This is a genomic window from Pseudomonas hamedanensis (genome assembly GCF_014268595.2).
Taxonomy (GTDB): domain Bacteria; phylum Pseudomonadota; class Gammaproteobacteria; order Pseudomonadales; family Pseudomonadaceae; genus Aquipseudomonas; species Aquipseudomonas hamedanensis.
The window spans coordinates 2,600,201-2,613,595 of sequence record NZ_CP077091.1 but is presented as its reverse complement, the minus strand read 5'-3'; the positions used below and the strand labels follow the sequence as shown (position 1 = coordinate 2,613,595).

At 60.4% G+C, this 13,395-nt stretch carries 9 protein-coding genes; 4 read left to right on the top strand and 5 right to left on the bottom strand.

What is annotated here, in order from left to right; genetic code table 11:
- Positions 1-47 precede the first annotated feature (47 nt).
- On the bottom strand, positions 48-1,175 hold the full coding sequence (locus HU739_RS11240) for a branched-chain amino acid ABC transporter substrate-binding protein (protein WP_186552003.1): 1,128 nt from the start codon (positions 1,173-1,175) through the stop codon (positions 48-50).
- 352 nt (positions 1,176-1,527) lie between these two features.
- Between HU739_RS11240 and HU739_RS11235 the strand changes: the two genes are divergently transcribed.
- The gene (locus tag HU739_RS11235; RefSeq protein WP_186552002.1) at positions 1,528-1,833 is read left to right on the top strand and encodes a DUF2288 domain-containing protein; all 306 of its coding nucleotides are present in this window, start codon (positions 1,528-1,530) and stop codon (positions 1,831-1,833) included.
- Between the two features lie 326 nt (positions 1,834-2,159).
- Here the strand turns inward: HU739_RS11235 and HU739_RS11230 are convergent, their stop codons facing one another.
- Complete coding sequence (locus HU739_RS11230; protein ID WP_186552001.1) at positions 2,160-4,358, bottom strand: hypothetical protein; 2,199 nt, start codon at positions 4,356-4,358, stop codon at positions 2,160-2,162.
- A 193-nt stretch (positions 4,359-4,551) separates the two neighbouring features.
- Between HU739_RS11230 and HU739_RS11225 the strand changes: the two genes are divergently transcribed.
- Entirely contained in the window at positions 4,552-5,448 is an 897-nt protein-coding gene (locus HU739_RS11225) for an NAD(P)-dependent oxidoreductase (RefSeq protein WP_186552000.1), read from the top strand.
- On the opposite strand, the gene HU739_RS11220 is transcribed toward HU739_RS11225, so the two are convergent.
- Entirely contained in the window at positions 5,339-7,621 is a 2,283-nt protein-coding gene (locus tag HU739_RS11220) for a putative bifunctional diguanylate cyclase/phosphodiesterase (protein WP_186551999.1), read from the bottom strand. The genes HU739_RS11225 and HU739_RS11220 overlap by 110 nt on opposite strands.
- A 150-nt stretch (positions 7,622-7,771) precedes the next feature.
- Complete coding sequence (locus tag HU739_RS11215) at positions 7,772-8,140, bottom strand: YkgJ family cysteine cluster protein (protein ID WP_186551998.1); 369 nt, start codon at positions 8,138-8,140, stop codon at positions 7,772-7,774.
- A gap of 301 nt (positions 8,141-8,441) precedes the next feature.
- Here HU739_RS11215 and HU739_RS11210 point away from each other — a divergent pair, with 301 nt between their 5' ends.
- Positions 8,442-9,791: a spinster family MFS transporter gene (locus HU739_RS11210; RefSeq protein ID WP_186551997.1), complete on the top strand. Its 1,350-nt coding sequence runs from the start codon at positions 8,442-8,444 to the stop codon at positions 9,789-9,791.
- Positions 9,792-9,955: 164 nt separating this feature from the next.
- On the opposite strand, the gene rapA is transcribed toward HU739_RS11210, so the two are convergent.
- Positions 9,956-12,802, bottom strand: a complete 2,847-nt coding sequence (gene rapA / locus HU739_RS11205) for an RNA polymerase-associated protein RapA (protein ID WP_186551996.1) — start codon at positions 12,800-12,802, stop codon at positions 9,956-9,958.
- A 240-nt stretch (positions 12,803-13,042) separates the two neighbouring features.
- On the opposite strand from rapA, the gene HU739_RS11200 reads away from it, so the two are divergent.
- On the top strand, positions 13,043-13,384 hold the full coding sequence (locus HU739_RS11200) for an aspartate-semialdehyde dehydrogenase (protein ID WP_085581675.1): 342 nt from the start codon (positions 13,043-13,045) through the stop codon (positions 13,382-13,384).
- Positions 13,385-13,395: the final 11 nt, after the last annotated feature.

Genomic DNA, 13,395 nt, shown 5'->3' with positions numbered 1-13,395 from the left:
GCCCACGGCACGCCGTGGGCTTTATTGGCAGTCAGTCAGGCAAGGCCTTACTGAGGCGAAACTTCGGTTTTAGGTTTGCCGTTGTGCCACTCGTAGACCACAAATTTGAAGTCTTTCAGGTCGCCCTTGTCGTCGAAGCTCAGCTCGCCAGTCGGAGTTTTGAACGAACCGGCGTGAATGGCTTCAGCCACTTTGGTTGCGTCTTCGGACTTGGCAGCCTTGATGCCTTCGGCAATCACGGTCACAGCCGAGTAGGACGGGAACACGAACGGACCGCTCGGGTCTTCCTTCTTGGCTTTGAATGCGTCAGCCAGGGCGACGTTGGCCGGATCCTGGTCGAAGGATTTCGGCAGGGTCACCAGCAGGCCTTCGGATGCGTCCTTGGCGATCTGGGTGATCGAGTCGTTACCCACGCCTTCCGGACCCATGAAGCGGGCTTTCAGGCCTTTTTCCTGAGCCTGGCGCAGGATCAGGCCCAGCTCCGGGTGGTAGCCGCCGTAGTAGACGAAGTCGACGCCGGCTTGCTTGAGCTTGGCGATGATCGCCGAGAAGTCTTTGTCGCCGGCGTTGACGCCTTCGAACACGGCAACCTTGGTGCCTTTCTTCTCGAGGGTCGATTTGACGGCGGTGGCGATGCCTTCACCGTATTGCTGTTTGTCGTGCAGCACGCCAACCACTTTCGGTTTGACGTGATCGGCGATGTAGTTACCGGCGGCAGGGCCCTGCGCGCTGTCCAGACCGATAGTACGGAAGATCATTTTGTAGCCACGGGCGGTGATGTCCGGGCTGGTGGCGGCCGGGGTGATCATGATCACGCCTTCGTCTTCGTAGATGTCCGAAGCCGGCTGAGTGGAGCTGGAGCACAGGTGACCGACCACGAACTTGACGCCGTCGTTGACGACCTTGTTCGCTACCGCAACCGCTTGTTTCGGATCGCAGGCATCGTCGTATTCAACGGCTTGCAGTTGCTTGCCGTCGACGCCGCCCTTGGCGTTGATCTGCTCGATGGCCATTTTGGCGCCACTGAACTGCATGTCGCCGTACTGGGCTACTGGACCGGTCTTGGGACCTGCGATACCGATCTTGATGGTGTCAGCTGCGAACGAATGGCTGGCAACCCCGGCCAGAACCATAGCGGCAAACAGTTTGGAAATCTGCTTAGTAGCCTTAGTCATAGTGCTCCACTCTTACTGTTGTATTTTTTAGAGTTCTGGCGCCGCAGCAGCAGAACCGGGACAGATATCTTTGCGATACCCTCCGGAAATGCCCCCGGCAACTGTACCGGTACAGTGTAGAGCGCCGCTTGTTCAACTGGGAAGCAGGCGTCACGGGGCAAAACTTGGGGGTGTCGCATTTTTGAATGAAAAAGACAGAATCGCGGCGGGGCATTCGTAGGCATATAGCCTAAACAGCAGCATTCCCTGGCGTTCCTGCTCTTTTCGTTCGGTGCAGCCATTTGCAACCGGGTTTTTCTGACGGACCACCAACGTTTATGATTCGCGTCGATTTCTTTTCCGGACAGTTCCCATGAATCAAGAACCTAGCACCCTCTATGCCAAGCTGCTTGGTGAAACGGCATCTATCACCTGGAAGGAGCTGGAGCCGTTCTTCGCCAAGGGTGCCCTATTGTGGGTCGACCCTGACCTGGATTTGATCGCCGCTGCCGAGGCCGTGGCATCGGATGAAGGCGAGAAAGTCGCGGCCTGGCTGGCCGACGACAAGGTCGCCAAGCTGTCTGAAACGCGGGCGCTGGATATCTTCGAGCGTGATCCACAGCTCTGGGCGGTGGTGGTTTCGCCGTGGATTCTGATCCAGGAAAGGGCGGCGACTTGATTGATTGCACCTTTTTGGTGCTTGCCTTGTCGCGCCGCAAGTGTGTAGCGGAGTAGCGTGATGGCACGTTGCCGTAGAGAAACACCACGCATCACGGTGACGTAAACGTAACGGGAACAGTTTATTAAGCGGCTTTAGGGCCGCTTAATTGTTTCTGGATGTTGGTTCAGCAAGATTTGATCGTTCCCGCGCTCCGCGTGGGAATGCAGCCGGGACGCTCTGCGTCCCAATGCGGACGCAGAGCGTCCATTGATGCATTCCCACGCAGAGCGTGGGAACGATCATGGGGACGAGCCTGCTCGCGAATGGGGCGACTCGGTGCCGGATCAGACCGAATAAGTCTTGCCGGTATGGTTATTCAGCGAAATAACCTTGGTCTTGCCAATCCGGTGACGGTAGATCTCACGCAGGTACTTGATCGACTTCTTCACGCAATCGCGGGACAAACGAATGTCGTTGATCGAGACAAACTTGTCTTTGTCGTTGATCAGCTCGCGGTATTTCTTCTCGTACATCGGTTTGATCGCGTACCAGTTGGTATCGAGGATCTTCGCCGGATTCTCGAATTCGTTCAGCAATTCGTCGATGCGGTCTTCGTCAAAATCTTCTTGAACGATGAAGTCGAGAATCGAGTTGTCCAGTGTCTCGTCGAAGCGGTACGGATTCTTCGCGAAGCAGCGCTTGATGAACGCCACGATCAGGGTCAGGAAGTCGTCCGACAGGCACGGGCTCTTGGCGATCAGGGTGGTCAGCGACAGGTTGGCCGAAGCGCCGATCACCAACGCGTAACGCTTGAGCGTGGTGTTGGGGAACAGGCTGTTGAGGTGGGTTTTCAACCGGTTCAGGTCCATGTAGGACAGCTTGTAGTCTTTCGGCAGTGAGACGATCGAGACCACCGACGAGCAGTTCTTGAAGAAGTGCAGGTCGTGCAGTGCCGCCGCGTCGTAACCGGAATTCTTGTACTGCTCCAGCGAGGCGCGATAACGCTTGGATTCGATCGGCAACAAACTGATGCCTTCGATGGCTTGGGTAACCTTGTTGAAGTGCGGCAAGTCGATCGAGCGGAAGAACAGGTCATCGATGTTCAGACGCTGTGGCTCTTTATCGAAGACCTTGAACTTGTCGCTGCTCGGCGGCGGCGTTTCCGGCACCACCGATTCGGCGTAGGCAATCGCCACCGGGCCGGCCAAGCTCATGAACAGGTCGTTGGCATCCAGGCGAATGGTCTCGCCGATGTCGATGCCGGCGCGGCGGAAGTAGTTCTGGTCGTAGTCGGTGGTAACCGCCTGCGCCGTGAGAATGTTGAAGATCTGCTGCGAGATATACTGGTTGGCGTGCTTCTCCATCGCATTGACATCAATGTTCTGGATGTTGCCGTCATCGCTTTCTTCGGCGTAACGCATGATGTCGTTGGAGATCAGCATCATCGCGTTCCACGGGCGGATACGGCCCATGACGCTGGCTTCGCTGCTGTCTTCGTTGGCGAAGTTGTAGGAGAAGTCCCATTCCTCCGAAAGGTATTTGCACAGCAAACGCCCGGCGTTGATGTGCAGCGCCTCGGACATTTCGCTGCGGTGATCGGAAATATTCGGCAGCACGCAGATGCCGCTGGTGAAGATCGGCTCGAACACAAACGAATGACCGCTCTTGCCGTCGTGTTCATCCATCGGCTTGGTGTCGAACGTCTTGTTCATGTACGAGTGCTGCTGGGCCAGACCAAACTCCGAGGCCATGCCCGAACCGGTACCGCCGCCGGCACTGAAGATTGAAAAGTACAGGCGCGACTGGTTGGCTTTGATGCCGCAGCTGTCGATCAGGTACGAGTGGATCATTTTCCAGTCGGGGCTGGAGAAGCGCTGGGTGTCCTTATTGAGGATGATCTTCGCCAGGTACTGGCCGAGGATCGGCGCGTTACCGGCGCCACCGGCGTGGACTTCGGACAAGTCCATGATTTTCATTTTGCTGTAGTCGCGCAGGAAGCCGCTTTTCTCGCCCTTGCGCGAAAAACGGATGCGTCCGGCGATGTCCTTGTCGAGGTCGCCGAGCATCACCAGCGGTTCGACCAGAAACACCGGTTTGGTCGATTTGCTGGTGCCGATGCGCAGGTTGTTCTTGATCCACTGCGCCGGGCTGTAGCCCTTGTCGGCCAGACGCCGATCCGCCGGGCGGTCTTCGTTGTTGAATTCGTTGAGGTAGAACTTGCGCGCGTTGTACACCAGCTCCGCAACATCCAGGGCGATGTTGGAGCCGCAGCGACCGAGGCCGATCAGGCACACCGACGGAAATTCCTGATCGTTGTGCTGCTCGTTGTCGCCTTCCTGGTGAGGTGGGCGCGGGAACACCGAATCGCGCAGGCCGTCGAGGTTGTCGAGGATGCGGTCGGTGTTGGTTTCAGTGAAATACAGGTATTGCTGGGTCGACAGCGGGCGCGAGGGAGCCGATGGCCTGGACGGTGAAGCGCTGTTGGCGGCAGGATTCAGCGTCAGATCGGATACCGCCGTGGCGGGCTTGTTGTTAGAAGTCATTGCGCCATGCACCTGGACTGGGTTGGTTCGCCGACCAGTGCCGGTGAACCTCACGGAATAGGATCTCGCGTCTTTTGCGCGAATTAGGCCCGAGCGCCAGGGTGTTGGCCTGGGGTGATCGCTGGGCGGAATCCTTTCCTGATCGTTGATGAATCGGCCATTATTCGGCGATCTTTAATGGAAAAGAGGCAAAATGATGTCAACGCTACCTTCGTTGGGATTTGCCGGAATCGGCCTGATGGGCTTGCCCATGTGTCGACGGTTGTTGGCCGCGGGTTACCCGCTGGCCGTGTGGAATCGCAACCCGGACAAATGCGCGCCACTGGTTGAAGCTGGCGCCCGTCAAGTCGCGAGCCCCGCTGAACTGTGCGAGCACGCCGATATGGTCATGCTGTGTCTGGCCGATACCGCAGTGGTCCGTGAGGTGGTGTTTGGCGCTGGCGGTGTGGCTGAAGGGGCGAGAAAAGCTCAGTTACTGGTGGATTTTTCCAGCCTCGAACCGACCGCGACCCGCGAAATGGCCGCCGAGCTGGCCGAAAAAACCGGCATGCACTGGCTCGATTCGCCGGTGTCCGGCGGCGTGGTCGGTGCCGAAGCCGGCAGCCTGGCGATCATGGTCGGCGGTGCGGCGGAGCATCTTGAACGCGTGCGCCCGGTGTTGCTCACTCTCGGTCAGCGCGTCACGCACATGGGCGGCATTGGTGCCGGCCAGGTGACCAAGGCCTGCAATCAGATGATCGTCGCCTGCAATGCGCTGGTGATTGCCGAAGTGGTGGCGCTGGCTGAACAGGCAGGCGTCGATGCGCGCCTGATCGCCGAGGCGCTGGCCGGTGGCTTTGCCGATTCGAAACCCTTGCAGATCCTCGCCCCGCAAATGGCCGAGAGCCGTTTTGAGCCGATCAAGTGGCATGTGCGCACACTGCTCAAGGATCTCGACACGGCGGTGAAATTCTCTCGCGAGCAAGGCTCGGCCACGCCGATCAGCGGATTGGCCGCACAACTGATGCGCCTGCATGGGGCGCAGGGTTTTTTGGCGAAGGATCCAGCGACATTGGTGCAAATGTACCGTGCGCCAGACTCAACGGATTGACCGCGTGTGAAGGCTTGCGCTGGTTGATTTCCTCCAGCACCGGGCGCAATTCATCCAGCGGCACCGGGCGGCTGAGCAGGTAGCCCTGAATGAAATCGCAACCCGAGCGCTCGAGGAATTCGTATTGCTCCAGACTTTCCACGCCTTCGGTGACCACCTGCAAATGCAGGGTATGGGCCATGACGATAATTGCCTGAACGATTTCCATGTCGGCGGTGGCGGTGGGAATGTCGAGGATGAAAGAGCGGTCAATCTTCAGCGTATTGAGCGGCAGGCGTTTAAGGTAGGCCAGCGACGAGTAACCGGTGCCGAAGTCATCAATCGACAGCGACACGCCGAGGGCGCGGATCTGGCGCAACAGCACCAGAGTATTGGCGATATTGCCCATCAGGGCGTTCTCGGTGACTTCCAGCTCCAGCCGCTCCGGCGCGACGCCGGCAGTGCGCAACGCGCTTTCGATTTCGTCGGCCAGTTCCTCGCGGGCCAGGTTCAGCGGTGAGCAGTTCCAGGCGATTTTCAGGTCTTCGCAGCCATGGCGCGACAGCTCGCCCAGATCCTTGCAGGCCCGGCGCAGCACCCAGTTGTCCAGTTCGGCGATCAGGCCGTTGTTTTCGGCAATGCCGATAAAACGGTCCGGGGTCAGCAAGCCGTGGGTCGGATGTTGCCAGCGGATCAACGCTTCGAGCTTGGTCACGCGGCCGGTTTTCAGTTCAAAAATCGGCTGGTAATACAGCATCAGCGCGTGCTCTTCACGCAAGGCGTTACGCAATTCCTCTTCCAGTTGCAGCTCGAAGCTGGCGCGAGTCTTGAGGCTGGGACTGAAAAAGTGCAAACCGTTGCGCCCGGCGCCCTTGGATTGGTAGAGCGCGAGGTCGGCGTGCTTGAGCAACTCTTCGCAAGTGCTGCCATCGTGCGGAAACAGGCTGATGCCGATGCTGGTGGTCATCACCATCCGGCGCCCGGCCAGTTCAATGGGCTCTTTCATCTTGAGCATGATGCGCTGGGCCATGTTGCGCGCTTCCTCGCGGTCACGCAGGCTGATGAGGATGCAGAACTCGTCACCTCCGAACCTTGCGACCACGTCCTCATGGCTGCGCACCGAGCTTTTGATGTGACTGGCGATGACTTTGAGCAGCGCATCGCCGGCATCGTGGCCGAGGCTGTCGTTGATACGCTTGAAGTGGTCGATGTCGAGAAACATCACCGCCAGCATGCCGCCTTCGCTGGCTTTCTGGCTGAGCTTCTCGGCGAAGAGCTGATTGAAGCCACGGCGATTGATCAGGTTGGTCAGCGCGTCGTAGTTGGCCACTTGCTGCAACGACATGCGCGCCTGATCGAGCTGGCTGAGCAGGGCATTGACCCGGCGCAGGTCGTGTTCCTTGTTCTGCAGTTTTTTGTCGGCCATGGCGGCGCTGATGGCGCTGCCCAGAATCAGCAAGATGATCAACGCGACCGTCAGGCCCAGTTGCAGATGGCTGGTTTCCACGGCCATCGTCGGTGCGGCGCCGTCGGGCAGCACCAGTTGCAAGGCGGCCATGCCGGTGAAGTGCATGCTGATAATGCCGGCGCCGAGCATCAGCGCGGCGACGTATTTGAGCACCTGATGCGCCACGCCGCTGCCTTCACGCAGGTAGCCGGCCACCCACAACGCCGCAAAACTGGCGCCGACGGCGATCACGATCGACAGTCCGAATAGACTCGGTTGGTAATACGCCGTGGCGCTCGATTGCATGGCGGCCATGCCGACGTAATGCATGCTGGCGATCCCCAGGCCGATGACCACGGCAGTCCTCAGGCAACGCGCCAGACTCGGCTGCGCCACGCTCAGGGTGTGCATGGCCAGCGCCGAGGCGAGCAGGGCGATCAGCAGGGAAAACAGGGTGGTCGGCAGGTGGTAGTGGATCTCGATAGGGGCCTGAAACGCCAGCATGCCAATGAAATGCATGGCCCAGATCCCGCCGGCCAGGCAGGCGCCGCCGATCCAGCGCCAGACGCGTCGCGCGCCCGGGTTTTCGGCATGGCCGACCCGCTCGGCCATGTCCAGCGTGGCAAAACTGGCCGCGCACGCGACCAGATACGCCACCAGCACCAGCACGGGATCGTGGGTGCAATTGAGTATGACCTGTCCGCTCTCCGGCAGCTCGGTAACAAACTGCAAACCAAGCCACTCCATAGCGTGCCCCGTCTCGGATTCATCGGGCCGGTGCGTTCGTCAACGCCGGCGAATGCCTGGAGTATAGAGGCCGTTTCTGGGGCGCAAGGCGTAGTGGCACATTGGCGCGAATGATTTTGACATTAGCCTCATAGCGATTGGCGCTAAGGGTCAGGCAATACGTTCCAGAGGCAGGTCATTCCAGTGCGGCGGCAAGGGTGGCAGGCCGTGGGCGGCGCGGGCTTTGTCGCAGTCGCTGTTGTGTTCGCCGTTTTCCCATGAGGCCTCGAACTCGCGGCAGGGGCTGGAGCGCTGTTCATAGATCGTGCATTGCACGGCGCTACCGACCTCGCCCGCCAGCGATATGCAGCGCGTCGGCTTGCGGTCAGTGCCGATCATCGCTACCCGGCTCGGCGTGACTTGGGTCACCAGTTCATCGGGGACCGTACCGCCTGAGGATGAACACTCACCCCAGAAAAAAGACACGCGAAAATGGGAACAGCAGGCACCGCAATTCAGACACGGACTGGCTTCGGACATGGGCGGGGGTATCAAAGGGATTGATCGGAAGATCCGGACGGATCCGGCGGCCATTCTAGGCTTTGCCATGGCGTTGGGAAGGGGGGCGCGAAACTATTTTTTTGTGCCAGGGTTTTGCCGCAAAGCCCCCGGTTTTCGGGGGATTGCAGACTTATCAAGGGCTTACGTTTCGTTACAGTGCGATGGGCCGATATCAGGCTGACGAATGATGACAGACAGCCCTCGCGCGGCTGACTAGATTGCAGGTTCCGGGCTCGGATGCGTTGGCAGTGAAGCCCCATAACAATAAAGAGACGGACCCATGCAGAACTCGACCCAAGCGGCGAATGCCTGGCGCATTCTGTTCCTGCTGTTCCTCGCCAACCTGTTCAACTTCTTCGACCGCACGATCCCGGCGATCATCATCGAACCGATCCGCATGGAATGGCACCTCAGCGACTTTCAGCTGGGCATCATCGGTACCGCGTTCACCGTCGTTTACGCCATCGCCGGCCTGCCGCTGGGGCGCATGGCCGACACCGGTTCGCGCAGCAAGCTGATGGGCTGGGGCCTGGCGACGTGGAGCGCGCTGACCGCCGTCAACGGTCTGGTCGGCAGTTTCTGGAGCTTTTTGATCGTGCGCATGGGCATCGGCATTGGCGAGGCGAGTTATGCGCCGGCGGCCAACTCACTGATCGGCGACTTGTTTCCAGCCCACCGCAGGGCGCGAGCCATGGGCATTTTCATGCTTGGCCTGCCGCTGGGGCTGCTGCTGGCGTTCTTCACCATCGGTGCGATGGTCAAGGCGTTCGACAGCTGGCGGGCGCCGTTTTTCATTGCTGCGGTGCCGGGGCTGGTTCTCGCCATTTTCATGTTTTTCATCAAAGAACCAAAGCGCGGCGCGGCAGAAGCCGTGCAGGTCTCGCAAGAGAAGGTCGACAAGCCGATTCGCCGGGTACTCGCCGTGCCGACTTTTCTGTGGCTGGTGATGGCCGGGCTGTGTTTCAACTTCGCCACCTACGCCTGCAACTCGTTTCTGGTGCCGATGCTGCAACGTTACTTCCTGATGCCTTTGCAGGACGCGGCTGTGGCGACCGGGGTTATCGTCGGCGTGACCGGGCTGGTCGGGCTGACGCTCGGCGGCTGGATCGCCGACAAGATTCACCAGCGTTTCGCCAGTGGCCGGCTGTTGTTTGCCGCGTTCAGCCTGATTATCTCGACGCTGTGCACGGCGTGGGCGTTGCATGCCGGGCGTATTGAGATCGGCGTGTTCGTCGCGGTGTTCAGCGTTGGCTGGCTGTTCGCGTACAACTTTTACACCTGCGTGTACACGGCGATCCAGGACGTGGTCGAGCCGCGTTTGCGTGCCACGGCGATGGCGTTGTTCTTCGCCGGGCTGTATCTGCTCGGCGGTGGTTTGGGGCCGGTGGTGGTCGGTGGGTTGTCGGATCACTTCGCCCACACGGCGATGTTGTCGGCGGGGGCTGAGCAGATGACCGAAGCGTTCAAGGCCGTGGGTCTGCATGACGCGATGTACCTGATTCCGGTGGCGCTGTTTTTGACCATGGTCTTTCTGTTTCTGGCATCGCGGTGTTTTGTTCGCGATGCGCAGCGGATGAGGGATGGGTTGGTGGCGGTGGTTGAGCCAGAGGTTTCGGCGGCGACTGCTTAACGGCTATCGCGAGCAGGCTCATTCCTACAGGGGGAACGCTTTCCAACTGTAGGAGTGAGCCTGCTCGCGATAGGGTTATCAGCATCAGCTGATAAATAACTGACTTACAAAAAGGCCCGCATCACTGCGGGCCTCCTGGTTTTTCAACGGCGGAACAGGGCGGTTTAACCCGCCACCAACACCCGAATCGCTTCCAGGCGCAAAGCCGCTTTATCCAGCATCGCCAGACCCTGTTCACGCTGTGTACGCAGCGCTTCCAGTTCGCTGTCACGTACGCTCGGGTTGACCGCTTGCAAGGCGGTCAGGCGCGCCAGTTCTTCGTCGGTGTCGGCGGCCAGACGACGACGCGCTTCGGCCACGCGCTCGGCGTGACGCGGGGCGATCTTGTCTTCGCCGGCGTTGATCCGTGGCGTCAGCTGATCGCGCTGGGCCTGGATGAACTTGTTGGCGCTGGCACGCGGCACGCTTTCGAGCTGATCATTCAGGGTCTCAAACGAAACCCGTGGCGACAGGTCATTGCCATTGGCATCGAGCAGGCAGCGCAGCGCCGCCGGTGGCAAGTAGCGGCCCAGTTGCAGCGAACGCGGCGCGACCACTTCACTGACGTAAAGCAGTTCCAGCAATACGGTGCCCGGTTTCAGCGCCTTGTTCTTGATCAGCGCGACGGCGGTGTTGCCCATCGAGCCGGACAGCACCAGGTCCATGCCGCCCTGCACCATCGGGTGTTCCCAGGTGATGAACTGCATGTCTTCGCGCGACAGCGCCTGGTTACGGTCGTAGGTGATGGTCACGCCTTCGTCGTCGCCCAGCGGGAAACTGGCGTCGAGCATCTTCTCGCTCGGCTTGAGGATCAGGGCGTTTTCAGAATGGTCTTCGCTGTCGATGCCGAACGCGTCGAACAGGGTTTCCATATAGATCGGCAGGGCGAACTGGTCGTCCTGCTCGAGGATCGCCTCGACCAGCGCTTCACCTTCGCCAGCGCCGCCGGAATTGAGCTCCAGCAAACGGTCACGACCGGTGTGCAGCTCGGCTTCCAGGCGTTCACGCTCGGCGCGCGCTTCGTCGATCAGCGCTTGCCACTCGCCGTCGTCGGCTTCTTCGAGCAGCGGCAGCAGGCGCGGGCCGAACTGATGCTGCAAGGCGTTGCCGGTCGGGCAGGTGTTGAGGAACGCATTCAGCGCTTCGTGATACCACTGGAACAGGCGCGCTTGCGGGCTGGTTTCGAGGTACGGCACGTGCAGCTCGATGATGTGCTTCTGGCCAATCCGGTCGAGACGACCGATGCGCTGCTCGAGCAGGTCCGGGTGCGACGGCAGATCGAACAGCACCAGATGGTGAGCGAACTGGAAGTTGCGACCTTCACTGCCGATTTCCGAGCAGATCAGCACCTGCGCGCCAAACTCTTCGTCGGCGAAGTAGGCGGCGGCGCGGTCACGCTCGAGGATGTTCATGCCTTCGTGGAACACCGTGGCCGGGATGCCGGAACGCACGCGCAGGGCGTCTTCCAGGTCCATCGCGGTTTCGGCATGGGCGCAGATCACCAGCACTTTGGTGCGCTTGAGCATTTTCAGCTGATCGATCAGCCACTCGACGCGCGGGTCGAACTTCCACCAGCGCTCTTCTTCGCTGGCGTCCGGCTGGGCCTGGAAGCTGACTTCCGGGTACAGCTCGGCGTGTTCGCCCAGCGGCAGTTCGAGGTATTCGGCCGGGCACGGCAGCGGATACGGGTGCAGCTTGCGCTCCGGGAAACCCTGCACGGCGGCGCGGGTGTTACGGAACAGCACGCGGCCGGTGCCGTGGCGATCAAGCAGCTCACGTACGAGGCGGGCGCTGGCTTCGGTATCGCCATCATTGACCGCGGTCAGCAGGGCTTCGCCTTCATTGCCGAGGAAACCATGAATGGTCTTGTGCGCTTCGGCCGAGAGACGGCCCTTGTCGAGCAGCTCCTGGACGGCCTCGGCCACCGGGCGATAGTTGTCGCTCTCGGCGCGGAAGGCGGCCAGGTCATGGAAACGGTTCGGGTCGAGCAGGCGCAGACGGGCGAAGTGGCTGTCCTGGCCGAGTTGCTCTGGGGTGGCGGTGAGCAGCAGCACGCCCGGGATCACTTCAGCGAGTTGTTCGACCAGCGAATATTCCGCGCTGGCTTTTTCTTCGTGCCAGACCAGGTGATGCGCTTCGTCGACCACCAGCAGATCCCAGCCGGCGGCGAACAGCGCGTCCTGGGCCTTCTCATCGTCGACCAGCCATTCCAGCGCGACCAGCGCCAGTTGCGTGTCTTCGAACGGGTTGGTGGCATCGCTTTCGATGAAACGTTCTTCGTCGAACAGCGCGACTTGCAGATTGAAGCGGCGGCGCATTTCCACCAGCCACTGGTGCTGGAGGTTTTCCGGCACCAGGATCAGCACGCGGTTGGCGCGGCCCGAAAGCAGTTGGCGATGGATCACCAGACCGGCTTCGATGGTTTTCCCCAGGCCTACTTCGTCCGCCAGCAGTACCCGCGGCGCAATGCGGTCGGCGACTTCGCGGGCAATGTGCAACTGGTGCGCGATCGGTTGCGCACGCACGCCGCCCAAGCCCCACAGCGAGGACTGCAACTGGCGGCTGGTGTGTTCAAGGGTGTTGTAGCGCAGGGAGAACCACGGCAGCGGGTCGATCTGTCCGGCGAACAGACGGTCGCTGGCCAGACGGAACTGAATGAAGTTCGACAGCTGGGTTTCCGGCAGGGTAACGGCTTCGTTCTGGGCGTTGAGGCCGTGATAAACCATCAGTCCGTCGACATCGTCGACTTCCTGCACGGTCATCTTCCAGCCTTCGAAATGAGTAATGCTGTCGCCGGGCGAGAACCGCACGCGGGTCAGGGGCGCATTCCGTAGCGCGTACTGGCGGGTTTCGCCAGTGGCCGGGTAAAGCACGGTCAACAAGCGGCCGTCCTGTGCCAGAACGGTGCCTAAACCAAGCTCTGCTTCGCTGTCACTGATCCAGCGTTGCCCCGGTTGATACTGCTGCGCCATGCTGCCTGACTCCCACCTTGAAAAAGCGGGCTATCTTAACGGAATGCGGGCTTCAGGGCCAAAGGAATAGGAGCAGCGGCAAGCTTTTAGCTTCGAGCTGCAAGCTGAAACCGAGGCGTCATGTGTCGCTTTTTTAAAGCGGCAGGGCACCAGTCAGTGTCAACCGGGTCACAAGTTTGCGACAGGCGGCTCAAGGCGCCTGCACCCCAGCCGATAGCCTGCACACAGGAGACCCTTTATATGTTGCCACCGATGCTGCCCTTGAGCGCTGTGCCGATCACCTCCCAGCAGGATCCGATCCGCCAGCGGCCGGACATCCCGCCAGTGGTGCCGGTGCAGGAGAGCTCCAATGAAAGCACGATCGATCTGCAAAAGCGCGATCCCGAAGAGGATGGGCTGTTGCTGCGCGAGGAACAGCGCCGCCAGCAGGAGCGTGATCGCCGTCGTCGTGAGGCGGATGAAGACCCCGAAGAACACCTGGCCGTGCCCGGCACCGAGTTGAACGCTGACAACACCGTGCCGGTGGTGCCGCTGATGGAAGATCAGCCACGTCAGGGGTTGTGGGTCGATATCGAGATTTGAGCTGCGGCTGG